This window comes from Pseudoalteromonas sp. SR44-2, from assembly GCF_014163745.1.
In the GTDB taxonomy this organism is placed as follows: domain Bacteria; phylum Pseudomonadota; class Gammaproteobacteria; order Enterobacterales; family Alteromonadaceae; genus Pseudoalteromonas; species Pseudoalteromonas distincta.
On sequence record NZ_JACJDW010000018.1, the window covers coordinates 64575 to 90097 of the forward strand.

Annotated in this window: 20 protein-coding genes and 1 tRNA gene; 4 read left to right on the top strand and 17 right to left on the bottom strand. The window is 38.4% G+C overall.

Going from position 1 to position 25523, the window contains the following annotated elements; translation table 11 throughout:
• Positions 1 to 63: 63 nt before the first annotated feature.
• The 8 genes from pnp to H5115_RS12475 all read right to left on the bottom strand — a co-directional run bounded on the left by pnp (position 64) and on the right by H5115_RS12475 (position 9714).
• On the bottom strand, positions 64 to 2190 hold the full coding sequence (gene pnp, locus H5115_RS12440; RefSeq protein WP_002958491.1) for a polyribonucleotide nucleotidyltransferase: 2127 nt from the start codon (positions 2188 to 2190) through the stop codon (positions 64 to 66).
• Between the two features lie 527 nt (positions 2191 to 2717).
• Positions 2718 to 2987, bottom strand: a complete 270-nt coding sequence (gene rpsO / locus H5115_RS12445) for a 30S ribosomal protein S15 (RefSeq protein ID WP_002958490.1) — start codon at positions 2985 to 2987, stop codon at positions 2718 to 2720.
• Positions 2988 to 3140: 153 nt separating this feature from the next.
• Positions 3141 to 4100: a tRNA pseudouridine(55) synthase TruB gene (truB, locus tag H5115_RS12450; RefSeq protein WP_002958489.1), complete on the bottom strand. Its 960-nt coding sequence runs from the start codon at positions 4098 to 4100 to the stop codon at positions 3141 to 3143.
• Entirely contained in the window at positions 4084 to 4566 is a 483-nt protein-coding gene (gene rbfA, locus H5115_RS12455) for a 30S ribosome-binding factor RbfA (protein ID WP_002958487.1), read from the bottom strand. Before rbfA ends, truB begins: the two co-directional genes overlap by 17 nt.
• 109 nt (positions 4567 to 4675) lie before the next feature.
• Positions 4676 to 7336, bottom strand: a complete 2661-nt coding sequence (infB, locus tag H5115_RS12460; protein WP_002958484.1) for a translation initiation factor IF-2 — start codon at positions 7334 to 7336, stop codon at positions 4676 to 4678.
• A 25-nt stretch (positions 7337 to 7361) separates the two neighbouring features.
• Positions 7362 to 8861 carry a transcription termination factor NusA gene (gene nusA, locus H5115_RS12465; protein ID WP_002958483.1) on the bottom strand — a complete coding sequence of 500 codons (1500 nt, stop codon included), beginning with the start codon at positions 8859 to 8861 and terminating at the stop codon, positions 7362 to 7364.
• A gap of 39 nt (positions 8862 to 8900) precedes the next feature.
• Complete coding sequence (gene rimP / locus H5115_RS12470) at positions 8901 to 9356, bottom strand: ribosome maturation factor RimP (protein WP_002958482.1); 456 nt, start codon at positions 9354 to 9356, stop codon at positions 8901 to 8903.
• 281 nt (positions 9357 to 9637) lie between these two features.
• A tRNA-Met gene (locus tag H5115_RS12475) sits at positions 9638 to 9714 on the bottom strand.
• 435 nt (positions 9715 to 10149) lie between these two features.
• On the opposite strand from H5115_RS12475, the gene H5115_RS12480 reads away from it, so the two are divergent.
• Both H5115_RS12480 and H5115_RS12485 read left to right on the top strand, forming a co-directional pair.
• Positions 10150 to 10611: a globin domain-containing protein gene (locus H5115_RS12480; protein WP_002958480.1), complete on the top strand. Its 462-nt coding sequence runs from the start codon at positions 10150 to 10152 to the stop codon at positions 10609 to 10611.
• 314 nt (positions 10612 to 10925) lie between these two features.
• On the top strand, positions 10926 to 12482 hold the full coding sequence (locus tag H5115_RS12485; protein ID WP_182755550.1) for a cryptochrome/photolyase family protein: 1557 nt from the start codon (positions 10926 to 10928) through the stop codon (positions 12480 to 12482).
• Positions 12483 to 12542: 60 nt separating this feature from the next.
• Here the strand turns inward: H5115_RS12485 and H5115_RS12490 are convergent, their stop codons facing one another.
• The 9 genes from H5115_RS12490 to H5115_RS12530 all read right to left on the bottom strand — a co-directional run bounded on the left by H5115_RS12490 (position 12543) and on the right by H5115_RS12530 (position 22452).
• Positions 12543 to 12989 carry an Hsp20 family protein gene (locus H5115_RS12490; protein WP_024595972.1) on the bottom strand — a complete coding sequence of 149 codons (447 nt, stop codon included), beginning with the start codon at positions 12987 to 12989 and terminating at the stop codon, positions 12543 to 12545.
• A 237-nt stretch (positions 12990 to 13226) separates the two neighbouring features.
• On the bottom strand, positions 13227 to 13757 hold the full coding sequence (locus H5115_RS12495) for a peroxiredoxin-like family protein (RefSeq protein ID WP_182755552.1): 531 nt from the start codon (positions 13755 to 13757) through the stop codon (positions 13227 to 13229).
• Positions 13758 to 13870: 113 nt separating this feature from the next.
• A complete protein-coding gene (locus tag H5115_RS12500; protein ID WP_182755553.1) occupies positions 13871 to 15268 on the bottom strand; it encodes a sigma-54 dependent transcriptional regulator in 1398 nt (465 codons plus the stop codon).
• Positions 15269 to 15277: 9 nt separating this feature from the next.
• Positions 15278 to 15652, bottom strand: coding sequence for an Hpt domain-containing protein (locus H5115_RS12505; protein WP_039489282.1), 375 nt, complete (start codon positions 15650 to 15652; stop codon positions 15278 to 15280).
• A 108-nt stretch (positions 15653 to 15760) separates the two neighbouring features.
• Positions 15761 to 16501, bottom strand: coding sequence for a bifunctional diguanylate cyclase/phosphodiesterase (locus H5115_RS12510; RefSeq protein WP_039489281.1), 741 nt, complete (start codon positions 16499 to 16501; stop codon positions 15761 to 15763).
• A gap of 498 nt (positions 16502 to 16999) precedes the next feature.
• On the bottom strand, positions 17000 to 17290 hold the full coding sequence (locus H5115_RS12515) for a hypothetical protein (protein WP_182695800.1): 291 nt from the start codon (positions 17288 to 17290) through the stop codon (positions 17000 to 17002).
• A gap of 687 nt (positions 17291 to 17977) precedes the next feature.
• Entirely contained in the window at positions 17978 to 20788 is a 2811-nt protein-coding gene (locus H5115_RS12520) for a PAS domain-containing hybrid sensor histidine kinase/response regulator (protein WP_182755555.1), read from the bottom strand.
• On the bottom strand, positions 20781 to 21401 hold the full coding sequence (locus H5115_RS12525) for an isochorismatase family cysteine hydrolase (RefSeq protein ID WP_259396392.1): 621 nt from the start codon (positions 21399 to 21401) through the stop codon (positions 20781 to 20783). The genes H5115_RS12520 and H5115_RS12525 overlap by 8 nt, the downstream gene beginning before the upstream one ends.
• A 13-nt stretch (positions 21402 to 21414) precedes the next feature.
• Positions 21415 to 22452, bottom strand: coding sequence for a response regulator (locus H5115_RS12530; protein WP_259396393.1), 1038 nt, complete (start codon positions 22450 to 22452; stop codon positions 21415 to 21417).
• Positions 22453 to 22710: 258 nt separating this feature from the next.
• Between H5115_RS12530 and H5115_RS12535 the strand changes: the two genes are divergently transcribed.
• Together H5115_RS12535 and H5115_RS12540 are read left to right on the top strand one after the other, a co-directional pair.
• Complete coding sequence (locus H5115_RS12535) at positions 22711 to 22974, top strand: GrxA family glutaredoxin (RefSeq protein ID WP_182755557.1); 264 nt, start codon at positions 22711 to 22713, stop codon at positions 22972 to 22974.
• Positions 22975 to 23134: 160 nt separating this feature from the next.
• Positions 23135 to 24979, top strand: coding sequence for a DEAD/DEAH box helicase (locus H5115_RS12540; RefSeq protein ID WP_007378970.1), 1845 nt, complete (start codon positions 23135 to 23137; stop codon positions 24977 to 24979).
• Positions 24980 to 25523: the final 544 nt, after the last annotated feature.

A 25523-nucleotide genomic window follows, 5' to 3' on the forward strand; every position in this document is an offset into this window, starting at 1 on the left:
AAAGGGGCTAAACAGCCCCTTTTTTACTATCTAGCTAATATAACTAGATTAATAAGTTAGCAATTACGCGTCAGTTGGCGCGTCAGCTGCAGGTGCTGCTGATTCCATTGCTTCTTTAATACTTAGACGTACACGGCCTTGGCGATCTACTTCTAGTACTTTAACTTTAACTTCTTGACCTTCAGAAAGGTGATCAGCCACGTTATTAACGCGCTCAGTACTAATTTGAGAAATATGTACTAGACCATCTTTACCAGGAAGAATGTTTACAAACGCACCGAAGTCTACGATACGTACAACTTTACCTTCGTAGATAGTACCTACTTCAAGTTCAGCTGTTAATTGCTCAATACGGCTAATTGCATTAGCTGCACTTTCGCCATCTGTAGCGGCAATTTTAATTGTACCGTCGTCACCGATTTCAATAGTTGTACCAGTTTCTTCAGTTAGCTGACGAATAGTTGCGCCACCTTTACCAATAACTTCAGCGATTTTCTTCTGTGGGATTTTCATTGTGTATATGCGAGGAGCAAACATCGATAGCTCTTCAGAAGGGGCAGAAATCGCTTCATCCATCACTTCTAAGATATGTAAACGTGCAGCTTTTGCTTGTTTAAGCGCAATTTGCATGATTTCTTGAGTGATACCTTCGATTTTGATATCCATTTGAAGTGCAGTAATACCCGCAGCAGTACCGGCAACTTTAAAGTCCATGTCACCTAAGTGATCTTCATCACCTAAAATGTCAGAAAGAACAACGAATTTATCGTCTTCTTTAACTAGACCCATCGCAATACCAGCAACAGATGCTTTAATTGGTACACCCGCGTTCATAAGTGCTAGAGAAGTACCACAAACAGACGCCATTGAAGAAGAACCGTTTGATTCAGTAATTTCAGATACTACACGGATTGAGTAAGGGAACTCAGTAAGTGTAGGCATTACAGCTGAAATACCACGCTTAGCAAGGTTACCATGGCCGATTTCACGACGCTTAGGAGAACCAACAAAACCAGTTTCACCTACACAGAATGGAGGGAAGTTGTAGTTAAGCATAAAGTGGTTTTTATGAGTACCAGTTAAATCGTCGATTAACTGTGAATCACGTTCTGTACCAAGTGTCGCTGTTACTAACGCTTGAGTTTCACCACGTGTAAAGATAGCAGAACCGTGAGTACGCGGTAATACGCCAGTCATTACGTCTAGTGCACGAATCATATCTGGTTCACGACCATCGATACGTTTTTCGCCAGCAGCGATACGGCCACGAACGATTTTCTTCTCAAGTGAACCGAAGATTTTGCCAATTTCTTGCTTGTCTAAAGACTCGCCTTCAGCAAGTTCAGCTGTTAATACTGCAACAACTTCATCTTTAGCTTCACCAAGAGCTTCTTTACGCGCTACTTTATCAGTGATTAAGTAAGCTGCGCCTACTTTTTCAGCAGCAATAGTTGCTACTTTATCTTCTAGTGCAACATTTTTCTCAGGTGCAGTCCAATCCCAAGTAGGCTTGCCTGCTTGCGCTTTAAATTCTTCGATTGCAGTAATGATCGCTTGAGATTGCTCATGACCATATACAACAGCGCCAAGCATTACGTCTTCTGCAAGTACGTTAGCTTCTGATTCAACCATAAGTACCGCTTTATCAGTACCGGCTACCACTAAATCAAGTTGGCTTTCTTCAAGCTCTTTTAATGTAGGGTTAAGTACGTATTCGCCGTTGATGTAACCAACACGAGATGCACCAATTGGACCACTGAACGGGATACCAGAAATAGCAAGTGCTGCTGAAGTACCAATCATCGCAACCATATCAGGTTGGATTTCAGGGTTAACAGAAACAACAGTAGCAATAACTTGTACTTCGTTTACAAAGCCGCTTGGGAAAAGTGGACGAATTGGACGGTCAATAAGACGTGCAATAAGAGTTTCGCCATCGTTAGGACGACCTTCACGCTTTAAGAAACCACCAGGGATACGACCAGCAGCGTACATACGCTCTTGGTAGTTAACTGTTAGTGGGAAAAAGTCTTGACCAGGTTGTGCTTCACGCTTACCAACAACAGTTACTAAAACTGAAGTGTCGCCAATGCTTGCAAGTACAGCGCCGTCTGCTTGACGAGCGATTGCACCAGTTTCTAGAGTCACTGTATGTTGACCTAGTTTGAATTCTTTAATAATTGCTTGCACTTAAAATATTCCTTAAATGTATTCTAATAAGTTGTCATCAAAGTACCAATTACAGTACATAATTGTATTCAGTTGGAAATCAATTAAGTACTACAATTGGCAATGATGTGAATAATTGCAGATAAACCTTTTTACCTACGCGCATAGTATATACCAAAGCTACTTCAAAATGCGAGTCTAGGGTGTGTTGATCTTTGTGGATTGAAATTTGTTCATCCTAGGGCAGCGCATGTTTGGCATTTATGCTGCGTTATCGCCTATTTATGGGGAATAACCACACTACATAGGCGCTGCCTTGCCTAAAGACCAAACATACAGCTGCAAAATTAATCACGAAAGGTCAACACACACTAGCTACTAGATTTAAGCTGGGCTAATGAGCGGGTAAATACAACGATGCTTGATAAGCTATGAAATAGGAGTTTTACAATATAATTCAATAAGTTTATAAATTTGTTTTATTTTCAAACACAAATTTTAGGCACAAAAAAAGGAGCTAAAAAGCTCCCATTTCTATAATCTAGTTCTTAACGACGTAGGCCAAGTTCTTTGATTAGTGCAGTATAACTAGTGATATCTTTACCTTTAAGGTAATCAAGTAGTTTACGGCGAGTGCTTACTTTACGAAGCAGACCACGGCGTGAGTGGAAGTCATGCTTGTGATCAGCAAAGTGACCTTGAAGCTTGTTGATATCATAAGTAAGTAATGCTACTTGTACTTCTGATGAACCTGTATCGCCTTCTGCACGTGCAAATTTAGCAATGATATCGATTTTTTCTTGATTGCTTAGTGACATAGTAACTCCAAAAATTAAATTTAAAAGGTGTCTTAGCCGATCACTAATTCAGCCAAAACGATTAAGCCGGCGTATTCTACCAACTGTGGGAATAACTACAAGTTAATTATTCCCATCTACAACTAATAAGCCACTGCTGGGCACACTAATTGCTTATTCAGGCTTTACGTAATCATCTTGCTGGCTAGCAAGACCACGTTTAACCTTTAAATGGCCACTTGAGTTGCGCTCGCCAGTACCAATAAACACACCATCCGCAACAACTTTAATTGCCCCCTCAGGTAAAGCTTCAGGTAACTCGACTGCTTGCCCATGACTAAATACTTTGCCCTGCTCTTTCGAAATTTCAATAACAGGTAAATCAGTTAAAGCAGTGTCTATAGGTAATAACAACGAGTCTAAATAAGTAGAAGGCGCAAGCTCTTCTGCTTTCGCTTTAGCAAGCAACGCTTCAATTTCATCAAGCGAAACCATTTTATCTGCCGGATACTGACCAACAGCAGTTCTGTGAAGCATTATAACGTGTGCGCCACACCCTAGGTTTTCGCCCAAATCATCAACGATTGTACGAATATACGTCCCTTTTGATACATGAGCCGTCATTTGTAATACGTTGTTTTGTTCATCAAATTCGTCAAACGATAAGCTAAACACATTTATTTTTCTGCATTTACGAGGGACTTCAATACCCTCTCGTGCGTACTTATATAATGGTCTACCTTGATACTTAAGTGCTGAGTACATTGATGGATATTGATCTGACTCACCAACAAAAGCAGCAATTTCTTTTGTTAACTGCTCACGCGTCACATTCACATCTTTCGTGCTTACGATTTCGCCATCAGAATCTGATGTCGTTGTACGCTCACCCAGTTTTGCACGAACAATATAGGTTTTATCTGTATCGAGTAAAAACTGCGTAAACTTAGTCGCCTCACCAAAACAAATTGGCAGCATACCTGTAGCAAGCGGGTCTAAAGCCCCAGTATGGCCAGCTTTTTGTGCAAAATAAACACCTTTCGCTTGCTGCAGAGCTTTATTTGATGAAATGCCTTGCGGTTTGTTTAACAACAAAATACCGTCAACTGCACGGCCTTTACTGCGCTTTGCCATCTGTATCAGTGCCTTCTTCGCTATCTGTATCTTCTACGTGCTTAGTACTTTGTTCACTATCTGAAATATCAGCATCAACACTTTCTACATCTTCATCGACATGCTTTGCGTTATCTTCGCGGATAATAGAATCCACTAAATTAGAAATACGCATACCTTCCATCAGTGAATTATCAACTACAAACTTTAACTCAGGCATTATACGAGCACGAATACGCTTACCAAGTAACGAGCGAATATAACCCGTTGCTTCATTAAGTACTTTAGCGCTTTGCTTAGCTGCATCTTCATCTTGTGTGTTAAACACAGTGATGAAAATTTTGGCATAAGATAAATCACGCGATACTTCTACCGCTGACACTGTCACCATACCTAAGCGTGGATCTTTAATTTCGCGTTGTAAAATTACAGCAATTTCTTTTTGGATTTGCTGTGCAACACGATCAGTGCGAGAAAATTCTCTCATTGCATTTGTCCTAAAATCATAACTTATTGAAATTTAATAATAAGCTAATTAAATAATGGATACACAAATGGGGGCTAAGCCCCCATTTATTAGTTTAGCGAGCTAACAATTAAAGAGTACGTTGTACTTCAACTGTTTCAAATACTTCGATTTGGTCACCAACACGTACGTCATTGTAGTTCTTAACGCCGATACCACATTCCATGCCGTTACGAACATCAGCAACATCGTCTTTGAAGCGACGAAGTGACTCAAGTTCACCTTCATAGATAACCACGTTTTCACGTAGTACACGGATTGGAGCGCTACGTTTAATAACACCTTCAGTAACCATACAACCAGCAATTGCGCCAATTTTTGGAGACTTGAATACGTCACGAACTTGCGCAAGACCAATGATTTCTTGTTTAAACTCAGGTGCTAGCATGCCTGACATTGCTTGCTTAACTTCTTCGATTAAGGCATAAATTACGCTGTAATAACGAAGGTCTAAGTTTTCAGTATCAATCACTTTACGAGCAGAAGCATCAGCACGAACGTTAAAGCCAACTACAATTGCGTTAGACGCTGCAGCTAGTGTCGCATCAGTCTCAGTAATACCACCAACACCAGAGCCTACAATCTTCACTTTTACTTCATCAGTAGAAAGTTTAGTTAGTGAATCAGAGATTGCTTCGATAGAACCTTGAACGTCTGCTTTAAGTACCACGTTAACTTCAGAAACATCACCTTCAGTCATGTTAGTAAACATGTTTTCAAGCTTAGCTTTTTGTTGACGTGCTAGTTTAACATCGCGGAACTTACCTTGACGGTATAAAGCAACTTCACGCGCTTTACGCTCATCTTTAACTACAGTTGCTTCGTCGCCCGCAGCTGGAATACCAGAAAGACCTAAAATTTCCACTGGAATCGATGGACCTGCCGACTTGATGTCTTTACCGTTTTCATCGCGCATTGCACGAACACGGCCATACTCAAGACCACATAATACAATGTCACCTTGGTTAAGCGTACCAGATTGAACAAGTACTGATGCAACTGGACCACGGCCTTTATCAAGACGAGATTCAATAACAACACCTGCAGCCATACCTTCGGTAGGTGCTGAAAGCTCTAAAAGCTCAGATTGCATAAGTACGGCTTCAAGAAGGTCATCAATACCTAGACCAGTTTTAGCTGAGATATGAACGTACTGCGTATCGCCGCCCCATTCTTCAGGGATAACGTCTAGCTGAGCTAGTTCGTTTTTAACGCGATCTGGATCTGCGCCTTCTTTATCCATTTTGTTTACAGCAATGATTAAAGGAACGCCAGCTGCACGTGCGTGCTGTACCGCTTCTTTAGTTTGTGGCATAACACCATCATCTGCTGCAACCACTAAGATTACGATATCTGTCGCTTTAGCACCACGAGCACGCATTGATGTAAATGCAGCATGTCCTGGAGTATCTAAGAAGGTAATCATATTGCCGTTTACATCAACATGGTATGCACCAATATGCTGTGTAATACCACCGGCTTCGCCAGAAGCAACCTTCGCAGAACGAATGTAATCTAGAGTCGATGTTTTACCATGGTCAACGTGACCCATTACAGTTACTACTGGAGCACGAGGCTCTGACTTACCATCTTCATGGCGGTCGTTAAGTACTGTTTGCTCTAATTCATTTTCTTTAACAATGATAACCTTGTGACCCATTTCTTCTGCAACTAGTTGTGCAGCTTCTTGGTCGATCACTTGGTTAATAGTAACCATGTCACCCATTTTCATCATTGTTTTAACAACTTCAGCGCCTTTAACAGCCATGCGTGATGCAAGCTCAGCTACTGTAATTGTTTCGCTAATACGCACTTCATTTTTAACATCAACAGTTGGTTTTTGGAAACCATGCTGCAGCGATGCTGGTGCTTTTAATTTAGACTTGTTACGGCCTCTTGACGCTGCAAATTTATCTTTTGCTGGCGCTTTTTTCTTTTTCTTAGCACGGCGAGTGCCTTGCTCATCACGAGCATCGGCAACATCTTCTGCTTCACGTGCATAAGTCGAAGTCGTAAGATGGTGATCCGCTGTTTCTTCGCGTTTCTTACGTTCTTCTTCTTCTTTCTTCCAGCGTGCTGAATTCTCTTCAGCTAGCTTTCTTGCCTCTTCTGCTTGACGTTTCGCTTCTTCTTCAGCTTTCTTCAATGCGGCCTCTTCTGCTTCTTTTTGCAGACGCTCAGCTTCTATGCGATCTTTCTCAGACTTAGCACTTTGCTCTGGGGTCATCTGCTTTTGTTTCGCTTTACGCTCTGCATCAGCTTTGCGTTTAGCTTCTTCTTTGGCTTTACGGTCAGCTTCTTCTTTCGCTTTACGTTCTGCCTCTTGTTTCGCTTTTAATTCTGCGGCTTCTTGTTCAGCTTTTTGTTGCTGTTCAAGACGGGCTTTTTCTTCAGCGGCTAAGCGTGCTTGCTCTTGTTCTTGTTCCATTGCGCTTTTCTTCACGTAGGTACGTGTTTTGCGAACTTCAACTTGAACATCTTTAGCTTTACCCGTAGAACCAGTCACACTTAATGTGCTTTTGCTCTTACGTTGTAAAGTCATACGCGCTGGGCCATCTGAACCTGTACCACCATGATGCTTGCTTAAATGATCAAGTAACGTTGCTTTTTCAGCTTCTGTTACGTTATCAGTTGCTTGCTTAGTGATACCTGCTTGTGAAAACTGCTGTAGCAATTTATCAACAGTTGTACCTATATCGCCGGCTAGTTTTTCAACATTTACTTCTGCCATAGTGTGTAATACCTCCGTTAATAAATTACTCGTCTGCAAACCAACAAATGTTTCGTGCAGCCATAATCAGTTCACCCGCTTTTTCAGATGAAAGTTCTGTGATATCAACTAATTCGTCAATACCTTGCTCTGCCAAGTCTTCAAGTGTAACAACACCTTTACTTGCCATAACAAATGCTAAGTGACGCTCTAAGCCTTCAAGCGCAAGTAAGTCTTCAGCTGGCTCTGCGCCATCTAAGCTTTCTTCCGTTTTAAGTGCTTTAGTTGTCAATGCATCTTTTGCGCGTGAACGCAATAAATCTACAGTCTCTTCATCAAGACCATCAATTTCTAAAAATTCAGACGCAGGTACATACGCCACTTCTTCAAGTGTCGAGAAACCTTCGTTAATAAGTAATGATGCAAACTCATCATCTATATCTAAATTTTCAGTGAATAAGTTAAGTAACTTATCAGATTCAGCTTCATTTTTAGTACGCATGTCTTCAACAGTCATTACGTTTAGTTCCCAGCCAGTTAATTGGCTTGCTAAACGAACATTCTGACCATTACGACCAATTGCTTGTGCTAGGTTATCGGCTTCTACAGCGATATCCATTGAGTGAGTGTCTTCATCCATTACGATTGAAGCAACTTCTGCTGGCGCCATTGCATTGATAACAAATTGTGCTGGGTTGTCATCGTAAAGTACGATATCAACACGTTCGCCACCAAGCTCAGACGATACAGCTTGAACTCGTGCGCCACGCATACCAACACATGCACCGATTGGATCAATGCGTTTGTCGTTAGATTTAACAGCAATTTTAGCGCGTGAACCTGGATCACGTGCAGCTGCACGTAACTCAATCATCTCTTCGCCAATTTCTGGCACCTCAATGCGGAATAATTCCATTAGCATTTCAGGTTTAGAGCGCGTTACAAATAATTGTGCACCGCGTGCTTCAGGTTTAACTTCATATAAAAGACCACGGATTCGATCACCCGGGCGGAAGTTTTCACGTGGCAACATGTCATCACGGTAAATTACCGCTTCTGCGTTGTTACCTAAATCAAGTACGATTGCATCGCGAGTTGCTTTTTTAACAACACCCGTTACCAGCTCGCCTTCTTGATCTTTGTATGCTTCAACAACTAAAGCGCGCTCAGCTTCACGTACTTTTTGTACGATAACTTGCTTAGCCATTTGTGTTGTAATACGGTCAAATTTGATTGAGTCAATTTGCTCTTCAACATAATCACCCATTTGCAAATCAGGTTCTTCAACCTGTGCTGCTTCTAGAGTGATTTCGCTGTATGGGTTCTCTAATGAACCATCTTCTAATACAGCGGCAATTTGCCAGCGACGGAACGTATCGTAATCACCGGTTTTACGGTCAATTGCTACACGTACTTCAATTTCGCCATCGTGTTTTTTCTTTGTCGCTGTCGCTAGAGCGAACTCTAGAGCTTCAAAAATCTTTTCTTTTGGAACCGCTTTCTCATTGGAAACGGCTTCAGCAACCAATAATATCTCTTTTGCCATGGGTAATGCCTCGCTTGCCCTATTCCTTCGCACTCGAATTTAAAACTTCGCGATTAAATTCGCACGTTCGATGTTACTAAGCATGATCAGATGCTCTGCACCATCGCTAGATAGTGTGATCATATCGCTGCTAACTGCTACTAAGTCGCCTTTAAAATTACGACGACCATCCTGTGGAAGTTTAGTACGCACGCGTACTTCCTCTCCTTGCGCCTGCTCGTAGTGATCTTGTTTGAATAATAGACGATCAACACCAGGAGACGATACTTCCAAATCATATTCATTTGTAATTGGGTCTTCGACGTCTAAAATCGCACTAATTTGGCGACTGGCATCCGCACAGTTATCAACTGAGATCCCATCCTCATGAGCAATATATACTCTTAAGGTAGAATGGCGACCCGCTTGTACAAATTCAAGACCATGCAACTCAAAGCCTAACATTTCTACCGCAGGCGTTAACATGGTTACTAAATCTTGTTCAAGTTTTGTCACGAAAATCCTCCATACAAACAAAAAAAGGGCTTATAGCCCTAAAATACTGAGTTTAAATTTTAATTTGATAGCAATTGCCACAAATCGTAAGGTGCAGATACAACAACGCCCCGAACCAAGCGGGGCGTCACACCAATAAAGCATAAAACTGTGTGGCCGAGGGCCAAGCTTGGTTGCGAGTCAGTAAACTGACCTAATTAAACTACATAGCCTAAAACGCAAAACGCGCATTACTTAGAATGCGCGATATAAATTAGTAAGGTAATACCTACTAGTAGAATTGGTTGCGGGAGCCGGATTTGAACCGACGACCTTCGGGTTATGAGCCCGACGAGCTACCAGACTGCTCCATCCCGCGCCAATAGATATCAAACCTTAAATTTAATATCGCTGTTAGCTGTTATACAACACGCTAAACAATGGCCGCTATTATAAGGATGTACAGGATAATTAGCAACTATAATACGCAATTAGTTTATAAAATTTGCAATTCGTCAAGATGCTAATTTAATGTATATGTAAGTAACATAAGTAATCAGCCAACTTTATAAAATTCCCATACTTGAGTCATAAAATGTAGTAGCTTATTATTTCAGGATAAAAATCAGATAAACTGAAGTTTAATAACTCTTAAAATACGTTTTAAAGGCTCACTAATTACCAGAAAGTAAATAGATATAACAAAAAGCCATACTTTCACACTAAAAAAACGTGCAGAATTTGAACTGCCCGCTATAATCAACATTATTCCTACTTGATAATAATAGTTATTACTCACTGCAACGAGATAAAAATGAATCAACAACAATCAGCATTATTAAATAACTTAACAATTATTAAGCCTAACTTTCATGCGTTTACGGCTAAATTTCATAGTAAATTAGCCCAATCTAGTATTGAGATGAATTACCCGACGGCCTTACAGTTTAACGAAAAGAGCTTTACCCTCTTTTGCGTATTAGAACGAATTGTTAAGCATTTAGATAAACCAGCATCGGTAGCTCCTTTTTTAGCTCACCATTTAATGTATCTAAAAAAAAGCGGCGCTTCACACAGTGACATTGCCCTTTTATCTAACGCTTTTTACGAAACCCTTGAAGAGCACCTTGGTAAGCATTTTACTACTGAGAGTCAGCTCGCTTGGAAAAAAGCGCTTAGATACTTTGAAAGCTTTGCAAGCAATGTTCTATTCAACGTTACCAATGTGGTTTCGTTACAACAAAGAATGCAGCAAAAGCAAAGTAATAAAATTTAGATATTCAATTTTTAGGGGGAGACTTAATTTACTTAATCTCCCCTTAATTAGACTCATTTTAACACCATGGTCAAAAACGCCTTGATATGCGGTTAAACTTTTTTGCCCTATTGCTAACAGCACACTGTATTGTGTTATTTACCGCCTATATTCGTTTTACTAATCTATTATTACACTCAAGAAACAAATAATCCCCAGCATTAAAAACAGCAAACTATTGTCGTTACGCACTTATTTACTCCTATTTGCTTGTTGTAAAATATTAAAACGATCGTTTAATTAGCTATGCCCGTATAAAAAAATTTGGCTTTACTATGACCCATCATAAAACACTTAGATTAATACTAGGCGATCAGCTAAACCCATCTCATTCATGGTATAAACAAAAAGACGACGACACGCTTTATCTCATCGCAGAATTAAAACAAGAAACCGACTACGTTAAGCATCACATTCAAAAACTATGTGCTTTTTTTAATGCTATGGAAAACTTTGCGACTGCATTAAAAACGGCAGGTTTTAATGTTTTGCATTTAACTCTTGACGATACCGCTGACGACAAAGATTTAATTGAATTACTCAAGCGAATTGCCGATAAATACCAATGCGAAACTATTGAATATCAATACCCTGATGAGTTTAGGCTTAAGTCTCAATTAGCTAAGTTTAAAAGTGATGGCTCATTTGATGTAATTGCCACAGATACTGAACATTTTTTATTACCGTTCACCGATATAAAAACACGCTTTACAAAAAACAAGCATGTAACAATGGAGCACTTCTATCGTGCTATGCGTAAGCAGTTTAATATATTAGTTGATGATACTAAGCCAACCGGTGGCAAATGGAATTTTGACAGTAATAATCGTAATAAATTTTCCAAAGCTGACTTAGCGTGTATACCAAAACCTAAGCTATTCAATAATGATGTTAAAAACATCATTTCTCGCTTAAATAAGCACAAGATCGTTTACTTTGGCGAAATAGCCGATCAGAGACTAGAGTGGCCAACAACGCGTAAACAAGCTATTGAATCTCTAGAATACTTTTGCGAGCATTTACTTAGTTGCTTTGGTCACTTTCAAGATGCGATGACAGATCAAAGTAAAAATAATACCAGCTTGTACCATAGCCGATTATCGTTTGCCCTGAACGCAAAAATACTCCACCCGTTATATGTAATCAAACGTGTAATAAGAGAATACGAACAAAGACCCAGTGAAATATCCCTCTCGCAAGTAGAGGGCTTTACTAGGCAAATATTAGGTTGGAGGGAATATGTACGTGCCATTTATTGGATTAACATGCCCGACTACGCTGTTAAAAATCAACTACAAGCCAAAAACACACTACCATCTTATTTTTGGAACAGCTCTACAAAAATGAATTGCCTAAGCCACTCATTAAAACAAAGCCTTGAAACCGCTTATGCCCACCATATTCAACGCCTAATGGTTATTGGAAACTTTTGCATGCTTACAGGAATAAACCCTGATGACGTAGATAACTGGTACCTAGGTGTTTATATCGATGCCATAGAGTGGGTAGAGATGCCCAACACCCGAGGAATGAGCCAGTTTGCCGATGATGGAATAATTGCGACTAAACCTTATGCTGCAAGCGGTAACTACATTAATAAGATGAGCGATTATTGCAAAAGCTGTCAGTACGATGTTAAACAAAAAGTAGGTGATAAAGCTTGCCCGCTAAATAGCCTGTACTGGCATTTCATGAATAAACACAGAGACAGGCTAGAGAAGAGCCCTCGTATTGGTATGGTATATAAAAACTGGGATAAACAAGAAAAAACACTCCAAGAACAAACGCTGCAACAAGCAACCTACTACCTTAATAATTTAGAAGCGCTGTAAACAAAAAAGCCGCCTCGAATGAGGCGGCTAAGTAATCAGGGGAATATGTACTTTAGAAGATTATTTACCTTCTATTAGATTGCTATTACCAATTTCAATTTTACGTGGTTTTAGCGCTTCAGGGATTTCACGTTCTAAGTCAATACTTAGTAAGCCATTGGCTAAATCTGCGCCAAGTACTTTTACATGATCTCCTAACTGGAATTTACGTTCAAAGTTACGCTCAGCAATACCTTGATGAATAAATTTACGCTCTGCGTTTTCATCTTTATTTGCTTTAGTACCTGTAACTTTTAATGTGTTATTTTCTGACTCAATGGTTAATTCGTTATCGCTAAAACCGGCAACGGCCATAGTGATTCTGTATTTGTCTTTATCGAGTGCTTCTATGTTGTAAGGAGGAAAACTTGGCTGCTTATCTGTATTAGCTGCCGCATCCATAAGTGATGCTAAATGTTCGAAGCCGATAAATGAACGATAAAGTGGTGATAAGTCTACTGTACGCATAATAATATCCTCATATTTAAGCGATATTTTGCATGTGCTTTTCTATTGAACAAGCTCAAGCAAAGTTTAATTAATAATATAAATTTCAATTATTTAAGTTTAATTTAGGACCCATCAGGCGTCCTACTTAACTATATATGGACGGTAAAATTGTTTTCAAGAGATTAATTTTAAAAAAATTAAAAATAAATAAAAAAAGGCACTAAAAAGTGCCTTTTGAAACCATGAAAATGAATGTTATTTAATAAATGTGCCTCGGATTGGATAGTCGTTTTCTCTAGAAAACTTAATTCCACCTAGCAGTTGCTCTAAATCAGGACGAACAAATGGGCTATTTGATATATCGACCATTTGAAGCTGATTTTTTTCATTAAGTACAAAAATGCCTGGCTCAGCAAATGGATGATCAGTTTCTGCATCACTGCGAGGCTCGCTGATATGTAGCCCTAAATCGGTCATTTGTTCGATTGTTAAACCATAGTAAATTGGGAAGTTAACATCTATTTTTTCAAGATGTTTATCAAGCTGCTCATGGCTATCACCACTTACCGCAACCACTTCAACACCAGCATCTTTAAAGTCTTTATGAACTTTAGCAAGCTCGTTAAGTTGCGCAGTACATTTAGGGCAGTGCTGGCCTCGATAAACAACAATCATTTTCCAGGGAGAGTCACTTACTCTATCAACTAAATCTACCTTGTTCTCATCAACATCACTCACGACTAGTGATGGCATAATATCCGCAGGTTTTAAACTAGTTTTAGTCATTGCGATCTCCTTTTACTGTGTCAGATTAAAAATTAATTTGCTCTTACCCATAAAGCTTAGGGTAACTTTTATTAATTCAACCTGAAAAGTGTAATTAAAAATCGATTATAACTTTAAGACCATCCTTTTATTTTTCTATAAATGGTAGATGCACTAACCCCTAAATAAGCAGCAGCAAGAGGAATATTGTCTTCACAGCTTTTAATTGCATTTTCAATCGCCCTTTTTTCAACTTGCCACAAAGGTTCTATATCATGAACAGACATAGGCGATAGTTGAACACTCTGCTCATTTGTATTGTGAACTGACTTAGCGGATATCGAGTGCTTCACAGCGCCTAATCCAAATGAGCTTGGTAGCATGTCTTTTTCAATTACATCGCCATGATTAATAACAACGGTGTTTTCAATTACATTTTGTAGTTCGCGAATATTTCCTGGCCAATCGTAATTACAAAAAAGCGCCTTAACTTCATCAGAAAAACCAGTGAAATGCTTTGCATTACTATCGCTTTTTTGTTTCAAAATATACTCAGCAAGCAGTAATATATCGCCTGCGCGTTCTCTTAAAGGGGGGAGCTTTACGGGGATAACATTTAAACGGTAATATAAATCTTCTCTAAAACGCCCTTCTGCAACCTCTATGATTGGGTTTCTGTTTGTTGCACAGACTAAACGAACATCGCTGTGTAATACTTCACTACTACCCACCTTACTAAAAATGCCTGTTTGTAAAAAGCGTAATAACTTTGCTTGTAAGTTAAGTTCCATTTCACATAATTCATCTAAAAATAAGGTACCGCCGTTGGCCACTTCAACAGCCCCTTTTCGATCGCTTAATGCCCCACTAAACGCACCTTTAACATGACCAAAAAATTCTGATTCAAATAGCTCAGCAGGAATAGCTGCACAGTTTATGGCAATAAATGGTCCTGTATTTCTCGGGCTTGTATCATGAAGGGTTTGTGCGCAAACTTCTTTACCGGTTCCACTTTCACCTGTAATAAATACACACGCTTTGCTTCTAGCTGCACTATCAAGTAATCTAAAAACGGTTTTCATTGCCAGAGATTCACCAACAAAATCTTGATTTTTATCCCTGTTTTTAACCAATGGTTGAACTTTAACTTGCTCTTTTGGCGTCAAGGCACTTTCTACTGAACTAATGAGTCGTTGACTTGTAAAAGGTTTTTCTAAAAAATCAAAACCGCCTAAACGCATTGCTTCCACTGCAATATCAATAGAGCTGTTTGAGGTGATCATGACTACATTAGCAGGATTTTTCTGCTTATTTACAAATTGTAATACCTCAAGCCCACTTATATCTGGCAAGCATACGTCTTGTACTATGACGGCTGGCATTTTTTCTTTAATACCTACTAAAGCAGAGTACCCATCTGTAAAGTGTTTGCATTGGAAACCAGCCTGCTCAAGCTGACTTGCATATAAAGCACCACTAGCAATGCTATCTTCAACAATATAAACAAGACCTTTATCAATTATATCTGACACGGCTTTCTCCTAGATAGCTATACTATTACTCATTATTTGATACGCATCTCGGGTTTTATCCAAGTTGTGTTTAATAACAAGCGCTGCGTGCAAGTTTTCTTGTGTAGTTGACGGTGGCGAATCGTGTAATTGTGTTGCTAACGCGGCTAAAGCAGATGCACCATATAAAGCTGCTGAATTTTTTAAGACATGCATTACTTCTTTAATTTTTATAGTATCTTCACTACTAATTGCCGTATCTAATTGGTTAGCCATAGTAACTAATTCATCAATAAATAATTTAATTAAACGAGCTAACACGGTTGTCCCAACATCCTTTTCGAGTTGAGTTAATACATTTAGCTCGGTAATACTTTTATCGACAAACTGCTCTGATATGGGCATAGATAACCTTTGTGTAAGTTAAAACTTCGTACACTAATAAAATGTAAGAGTTGTAATTTAAGAGTAATTTGTTTTTTGCATTTTGCAAATCAAAATGAATATAAACATTTACAAAGCCCAAGTATCAATACTTTTAGTTAACGTTTGCGGCTTATCTAGCAGGTATCCCTGAGCTATATCGCAACCAAGTTGTTCTAATATTTGTAATTGCTCATTCTCTTCAATACCCTCTGCTACCGTTTGTAAACCCAATCGTTGAGCCATCGCAATAATTGCGCTACATAACGTAAAGTCTTCATTATTAGTTGCAATACCACTTACAAAACTGCGATCAATTTTTAAACCATCAATATCAAATTGACGAAGTAAACCTAAAGAGGCATACCCAGTACCAAAATCATCAATCCACACCTTTACGCCTTCTTTATGGAAGTTTTCAAACGCCTTAGCTATTTTATCAGGACTATGAATGAGCGCTGTTTCCGTTAATTCGACTTTAATAGCCTGTGGTGGTATTTGGTGCTTTTCTAGCAAAGACATTACTTTTGAAAACACATCACCATCTAAGATTTGTACCGGTGAAATATTTAACGAAACAGCTATATCTGTCATACCAAACTGCCGCATATGTTTTAAATCAGACAAACATTGCTCAAAAATCCAGTCACCTAATTCTAAAATCATTCCCGATTGCTCTACATGAGGGATAAACTCATCAGGGCCAACAATGCCAAAGCGCGGTGATTGGCACCTTACTAGCGACTCAAAGCCGACCAGCTTTCCAGATCCCAATGATACAAGCGGTTGATAAACCATTTTAAAATAATTATTTTGCATTGAATCGGACATGATCCTCTCTAACTCATGCCATCTTGCTAGATTGACTGGTTTTTCCGATTCTAGGTATTTAAACGCACTCATGATTTTGCTCCGGTTTCACTCTTAGTGACTTATTATATAAAGAGCAATTTACAGGCCATTTTAAATACAAAAAAACAGAAATAAAAACCAATATATTCAGGTGGTTAAATTAGAATATTAAATGGGTTTACTTCTCCCATTTCATTCGCATTTTGCAATTCAGTTTGCAATGCAGCTAAATTGGCAAGTGAGCGCTTAATCGAGCTTATAAAACACAGATAAGCCAGTTAATAGATACTGACCAAAGCTAATATTAGCAGTTGTATATGAGAAAAGAGAAAGCTTTGATAAAACCCTGTTTAGGTTAAGCACCATCTAAATTTAAGAGAATATAAATAATTTTATGAGGAGGGATAAAAAATTAAATTGGTGGTAGGAACATAAAAAAACGCAGGCAACTATAAATAGTTACCTGCGCAAAAGTCTCTAGTTTGAAAGAGTGTCGTTATTTTCGTTTTTAGAAGCAGTTACATGTTGTGCATAGTTGGTATTTTGCGAGTCAAACGTATTACTCATCAACTGCGCGTTTTCAACATCAGCCTGTGTAAAAGTAATTGGCTGAATATCTGCCAACGGTTCAATCGAATCGCTACCTCGTAAAACTGTTATACCTATTACTAAAGTGGCAACAAGCAAAATTGACAAAACCATAATTTCAGGTGTTAGTACCCAATTGTTACCTTTAGGCTGTTGTTTGGCTTTTGTGTTTGTTTGCATATTGCACCCCTTAAAAATTTAACTAAATTCGTCTTGATTTGATATTTAATATATTGCGAAAGTCGTGCCAACCAGATAACAACTTTACAAAAAAGTAAAAACCTTACAAAATCATGTCGTTAAAATAAATTAAAGGTATGATTGAGTATTTAAATAAAGTTCATAACATTTTATTTTTATTTTGAATTGCAATTTGCGAATCAAATTAAAAAAACACACTAAAAACACTCATTAATTACTAAAAAATAAATTTAACTTACTCCTAAAATACTAGGTTAATTTCTCCGTTTATCAAGTTTTATGCAACACAAACTCACTTTTTATATTGTCTGTTGATCTTTGCGGATTAAAATTCGTTCAAACTACAGGCGGTTTAATCGCGGCGCGAGGTTTATAACCTAGCGGGCTCGGTAACTGCTCCTGCGTTATCCTACTGACTTACATCGATGTAAGACCGAGCAAAGCTTCCGCGTTCTGCTCCCCCCCCCTTACCTACATCCATGTTGGCAACAAAGAGTAAATAGCCCCTAGGAAGATCCCTTTGGGCAGCGCCTGTTTGGCATTAATGCTACGTTATCGCCCATTTATGGAAAATAACCACACTGCATAGGCTCAACTTTGCCTAAATACCAAACACACTGCTACAAATTTAACCCTAAACATTTAACAAACCCTAGCCTTCATTGCTCAACTCAGCTTTTCCCACACTTGCGCTAAACGAGAGAGCTTTAAATGTTTAGATTCAATAACCTGCTCTGGGGCATATTTATCAAGTAATAAATAAAGTGTCTCACTTACAATTGGCTTAGCTAAATAGTCATTCATCCCCGCGTCTATAAATCGCTCTTTATCACCATGAATCGCATTTGCAGTGAGTGCTATTATGGGGGTGGCTATACCTAACTTTCTGATTGCTTTAGTTGCAGAAATCCCATCGAGTATTGGCATTTGGATATCCATAAAAATAATATCAATTTCATCGTTTTGCGCCTTTATTATTGCCTCTTGACCATCACTAACAATATGTACACGGCAACCTTTTTGTTCTAAAAACTGTCGAATTACAACTTGATTATTCGTATTATCTTCAGCAACTAATACCTTGGTTCCGCTTAACTGAGTTAACCCTAAGGGGCTTTCTAAAGTTTCTTTTTGCTCACGATTGGTAAATATAATATCCAAATGAAACAGCTGCTCTTCTAATAAACTAATTGCCCGTAGTACATGCGATACTTTATAAGGGCCATTTAACCTAAGCTCTCTGTCGTTAATATTTTGCGGTAATAAGCTTTTACCTAGCAAATCTAGGATGAGTAAACACGGTGAATTAAGGGAGTTGTATGTATTTATACGCTCGCGTGTTTGGGCTAACATTTGAGGATCAGTTAGTACAATTGCATCAGGAAAACTATCGTACTTGGGTATATCTGGGGATACTTCGTAATGTTCAAAAGTGATAGAAAACCGAGTGAGCGTATGCTCCAAGGCTGTTTTTAGAATTTCGTGACTTCCTACTATCCATACTTTTGGCTTTTTACTTCGTGCTGCAAACCCTTCTCTTAAAATTGAGTCAGTTGTGTCTATTTGCAGCGGGTAATTAACTATAAACTCGCTTCCTTTATTAAACTCAGAACTAACCGAAATATCTCCACCTACCACATCACAAATTTGCCTACATATCGCAAGCCCTAAGCCACTACCACCATGCTTTCGAGTAATTGAATTATCGGATTGAATAAAAGGCATAAACATACTGTCAATTTTATTTTTTGCAATTCCCATACCCGTGTCTTTTACAGATATATAAAGGTTTAAATTATTACCTTCAATATGAGTGCACTTAACAGTAACCGTTATTACACCATGTTGAGTGAACTTAATCGCATTGGCTAATAAATTTATGACTATTTGTCTTATACGGGCATGATCACCAATTACTTGAGCTGGTACATCAGGATAAAAATCAAAAATAACCTCAAGCCCTTTTTGTAAAGCGCTTTGGGAAATTATATCTATTGCTTCTTCAATACACGTATCAATACTAAATGGCTGATTATTTAGTGTTATGGCTTGTGCTTCAAAACGTGAGTACGTTAATACATCGTCCAATACACTTAATAGCGCGTCAGAACTTGTTTTAATCATTTGTGTATAGCGCATTTGTTCAGAAGTTAAACCGGTATGATGCAAAATATCTGCAGATCCAATCACAGCATTTAATGGCGTGCGAATTTCATGGCTAATATTTGCCATGAATCGGCTTTTTGACTCAGCTAGGGTTTCTGCCTGATGTTTAGCCTCAAGTAATATTTGCTCGCTTTCAATACGCTCTTGTATATCCACAAGTGTCGCAGCAATTGATGATAAATCACTTTCGTAGCCACCAACAATTGGAGTAAGTGTAATTTCGACCCAGTTATTTATACCTTGTGCATTAATTAAACGTATATCAAAGCGACGAATGTCACGCTTACCTTGTTTATAATCAAGTAAAGTGCTACTAATTTTTTCTACATCTTCTTTTGCTATAAACTTAATTATAGGTAAGCCAAGGCTCTCATCTACCTTGCTGTGTAGAACTCGCTGCCATGCTTGATTTATAAATAATAGATTGCCAAATGTATCAAGGCGTAAAACAATATCAGGGATATTATCAACGACAGAGTGATAATTATATTCTATCTCTGCCATTGCTTGTTCGGCTTTAACTCGCTGCGTAATATTAGTTTCTATAGCGATAAAGTGCTTTACTTGGCCTTCATCATCTCGCACTGGGTTTGCATCAATAGCAACCCAATAAATATTACCGTTTTTATCGTAATTTGTAGTTTCAACTTGAAAAGGAAGTCCATTTTTTACGGCATGAGACATGACCTTACGGCTTTTTTCACATGTTTTTGGCCCTTGCAGTAATTGACCAGGACTGGTGCCTATAACCTCATCACAGGCGTAACCTGTAAGTACTTCAAAACTATTGTTAACCCACTCAATTACGCCAAATTTATCTGTAATTATCACTAAGTTATTTGTATGGCTCGCAACAAGCGATAAGCGTTTTACATATTTTTGCTGTTGTGTAAGCAAAAGTTGTGAGTCTTTATGACGTTGAATGTCATAGAGTGAACCTATAAAACCGCTTTTTTCATCATAAACTAGCCTCAACTCAAACCAGTTTAAGAGTCCGTGACTATTTTTTATTTGTATTTCTACACTAGGAGTCTGCTTTCCTTCAAGCAAACAACAACTGTATGCAACAAAATGCATAATATCATCGCAATTCATTAACTTAGTAATATTAGAACCAATTAATGAATCGCTTGAGTAACCTAGTTTCTTCTCCCATGCTTCGTTAATATAGGTAAGATTTAAATGTTTATCACACTCAAAAATACATTCATCTAAAATAGCTAATAGCTTTGCTTGACGTCGATTACTATTGGAGAGCTTTTCGACCAATGCATATTGGATTTGCACTTGTAGTTCATCGTTGTTATCCATGCTCTCTCCAATGCTTAATAAAAGTTTTACTATCACAAACTCGCGCATAAAGAGGAAAAACCTCTTCACAGTAAAAAGTTTGTTCAAAAGGAGTGCGACTCGATGTGCAGTCACTTAAAATAGTGACGTTAAAACCAAGTTCAACAGCCGTACGCGCAGTTGAGTCAATACAAATAGAAGTCACCGTACCGGCTAAAATTACATTAGTGACACCATGTTCTTTGAGCTTTTGCGCTAGAGCAGTATGTGTAAAAGCATTTAAACCTCTTTTCCCAGGCACCACTTCTATAACATTGCTAAAAAAATCTAGCTGCTCAATGGTTTGAGCGCCGTACGAACCTGCTTTAAATGCGCCCACATCTGCAATAGCTTTTAATATGCCAATCGGATTTTTAAGCTCACTGTAGTTTTGTGTAAAATGAATGGGTGTATTAACAACTAACGCAAATTGCTCTGCACAGACGGTCAATAAAGAGAGTGTATTTTCTACCACGCCAGTAATTCTTGACGACTCTTCAACCACGTCATACAAAATACCTTTTGGTGAAAAGTAATCATTTTGAAAACCAATCAAAATAAGCGCTGTTTTAGAAAAGTCATGCATCATTGCCATCTTATTAACCAATTTAAGACGCTAATTGCCAAGGTTTAATAAACTTTTCGAGCACTGCTTTGGTCACTGGTTTTTGTAAATAGTGCGTAATACCTTTTTCAAATAACTCAGCTATCTGCTCATCCCCTGTTAGCCCCGTTAAAATAACTTTGGGTGTATTATTATTAGGGGTATTTTGACGCACTAATTGCTGTGCTACGTCACTGCCAAACATTCCTGGCATGCGCTCATCTAAGAGCAGTAAATCAAATGGTTCATTTTGAGCAAGCGTTAAGGCACTAGCACCATTTTCTGCACATGTTACTAAGCAGCCCAGCATTTCGAGCATCACTTTTGTTGCAATTTGGCTTGGTAAGCTATCATCCGCCACTAATACAGATAAACGTGTTTGCGTATGAAATGTTGTTAAAATAGTAATTAGGTCAGTATCAAAAAATGGCCAACCTAATATTTTTTTAGATAGTTTATTCTCTTGGCTCAGCTCACTAATGTCGCTAATAGTGCATAACTTTATGTGTCTATTTATGCTGTCACCAATTAGTTTATCAGTTAGCGCATCACCACTAAGGTGACGTAAATCTTCAATCTGTACCGTTTCCTTAAAAGTGCTATTGAATAATTTAAAATTTAAGCCAAAGCGCTCATGGGTATTATCCGATGTTATTAAACAACTTTTAAATAACGCCTCACAATCAGTTAGAACGTCTATATTTTGGCTAATATCAAGTGCCAAACTAACAGACTCTTTTGTTGCTAAAAGCCCATGAAAATCCAGCGTGCTTACTTGCTCAGAATCATCAATCTGGTAATGAAGACTAACCCCTTGTATATTTGCTTCTAGGTTAAGTAAAAAGCTCTGCTTAACAGATGCTAGCGCTGGAATCAGAAATTCCTCGCATTGCGCAATCATTTGCTCAAGAGGAATTTGCAAACAAACGTAGTTACATTGCAACTTGTTAATTAAAGTAACTGAAAAAATTCGATTTTGGGTTTCACAATATTTACCGATTACCCCTTGGATAATTTCTAACACGTGACTATTAATATTCATAAAGTATTCTCGTTAACCCAATGTATACCTCTTAATCATCAAGTTATGTGCCACAAATTAATTCTTGTAAACACACTTGCATTCATATACTTAAGTATTAGTCAGACAACGCTTTAGTTTCTCATTCGCATTTTGCAAATCATATTGCTGTGCAATATATGATTTATGGTTTTTATTAGAATGGTGTAATCGATTTTTTTTGCTTTAAATAATTTTTCAATCATTTAAACTGATTTTAATCAAATTGAGGAGAAAGCTATGTTAACTGTAATTTTTGGCCGTGAAGGTTGTCCATATTGTGTTCGTGCAAAAGATGTTGCGGAGCAACTATCAAATGAAAGTGATGACTTTAAATTTCGTTACATCGATATAATTAAAGAAGGCATTAGTAAGGCCGATCTTGAAAAGTCAGCTGGTAAACCTTGCCCTACCGTTCCACAAATTTTTGTGGATCAAAATCACATCGGTGGATTTACAGAATTTGAAGCTTACGCAAAAGAAAACCTAGGCTTGTACAAATAAGCGTTGTATTAAATATGTTAACCAGTTTAATAAACCCCAAATTAAACTGGTTAAATTTCGACCAACATCAAACACATAGAAATTAGTTTCAATTTATACAAGCATTTGCCTCGCGAATCCTATATAATGCGCGCCTCTTTAAATTCGTTGAGGCGTATTAATGTCAGAACCAGTCACGTTTGAATCTCTAAATCTTTCTCCTGCAATTTTGAAGGCAGTTGAAGAGTTGGGTTACAAGACACCATCTGAAATCCAAGCTCAATGTATACCGTTATTGCTAGAAAGAAAGGACGTACTGGGACTAGCTCAAACGGGTACAGGTAAAACCGCAGCATTTGCACTGCCATTACTAAATAATATTGACCCGTCTGTGAAACAGCCACAGATCCTTGTACTCACACCAACACGTGAGCTTGCGATCCAAGTTGCTGAGGCATTCGAACAATATGCTAAACATGTTCGTGGTATTGAAGTATTGGCACTATATGGTGGCCAAAGCTACAGTATCCAATTAAGCGCACTTCGTCGTGGCGCTCAGGTTATTGTTGCAACTCCAGGTCGTTTAATCGATCACATTAACCGTGGCACTATCAAGTTTGATGCTCTACAAGCACTTGTACTTGATGAAGCCGATGAAATGTTACGTATGGGCTTTATCGATGATGTAGAAAACATCATGGAAAAAACACCGCGCGAAAAGCAAACATGTCTTTTCTCTGCGACTATGCCTAAGCAAATTCAAAACATCAGCAGCAAATATATGAACAATCCTGAACAGGTTCATATTTCTGCGCGTAACTCTACAGTATCATCTGTTGAGCAAGTGTTTTGGAATGCAAGCGTACATAAAAATAAAGCAATTGTTCGCTTCTTAGAAGCTGAGCAATATGAAGGTGCTATTGTTTTCGTTCGTACACGTAACGATACAGTACAACTTGCTGAGTTATTAGAGCGCGAAGGTTTCTCTGCTGCTCCACTTAACGGTGACATGAACCAGCAAGCACGTGAACGCACTGTAGATCGCTTAAAAAGTGGCATGCTAAACATCGTTATTGCAACAGATGTAGCAGCTCGTGGTCTAGATGTTGACCGTTTAAGCTTAGTTATCAACTACGATATCCCACAAGATTCTGAAGCCTACGTTCACCGTATCGGCCGTACAGGTCGTGCTGGTCGTACTGGTAAAGCAATCTTATTCGTAAAACATAACGAACGTTATTTACTTAAAAATATCATTCGTCATACGAAGTCTGAAATTGCTCAAGTTGAATTACCTACAGCAAAAATTGTTGAAGAAAAACGTATCGAAGCGTTACAAGCAAAATTAACTATTGCGCTTGAAAACAAAGACATCACGTTCTTCAATGAAGTAGCTACTAACATGGCTGAAAAACTTGATCTTCCTCTTGAAAGCTTAGCGGGTGCGTTACTGTGTTTAGCACAGCAACAGTCGCCAATTAAAGTTGAAGAAGTTAAGATTCAACCTCGTGAACGTAACGAGCGTAACGACCGCAATTCACGCAACGATCGTGGTGACCGTGGACGTCGTAACGAACGTGGCGGCGAACGTGGTGGTGAACGCGCTGAGCGTAAACCTCGCGAACGTAACAGCCGTGATGCAGGTCCTATGGATACTTACCGTATCGAAGTAGGTCGTGAACATGGTGTTCAGGTTAAAAATATTGTTGGCGCTATCGCTAACGAAGCTGACATTTCAAGCAAGTTTATTGGTGATATTCGTCTACACGACAATCACAGCACGGTTCAATTACCGCAAAACATGCCTAAAGATGTACTTGATCACTTCCAAAAAGTGTTTATTTGTAAACGCCCTATGGGCTTAACAATTACAACTGATCAAGGTCCTGCTGAACCACGTGGCGAACGCTCTGAGCGTCCAGCTGGTGATAAGAAACGCAGCTTTAATAAAGATGACGGCGCACGCGGTGATAAGCGCAGCGGTCCTCGTAAAGAACGTCGCCCTGTAAGCTTCACAGCTAAATAAGCAACGACTCTTTAATAAAAAAACCTTGCCACGAAAGTGACAAGGTTTTTTTGTGTCTGGAGCTTGAAGGTAATAGGTTCAAGATGAAAGACTTGAGCAACTCGCGTTAAATTTTTAACTACATATTAAACTTAAGAAATTAACCGTAAAATATAATTTAGCTTTTATTAAAAATAACTCTTTAAAAAGAAATTCAAATTTTATGCGTTTGTAATTATTAGCTTCTATCTAGGCTGATTTCTCAATACTTCTGTTATAAAACACTCATGTCGGAAATCGTCAGCGGTATATTTATCTCTATTAACATTAGAAATCGAACTATATTTAATCCATAGATTTAAAATATCGACTAAGGCACTTTGTCTTTTTTGAGAGAAATAAAAGCTACACTCAGATTCTCCATCGTCAAGAAAGCTAGTTTTGTAGTGGTCAACTAATTTTGGCCACAGTTTTAGAATCTTGGTATCTAACCTCAGATTCATTTGGTGCTAAACCTGCATTATAATGATGTGGTCTAACATTGTTGTAATATCCGTTGATATAA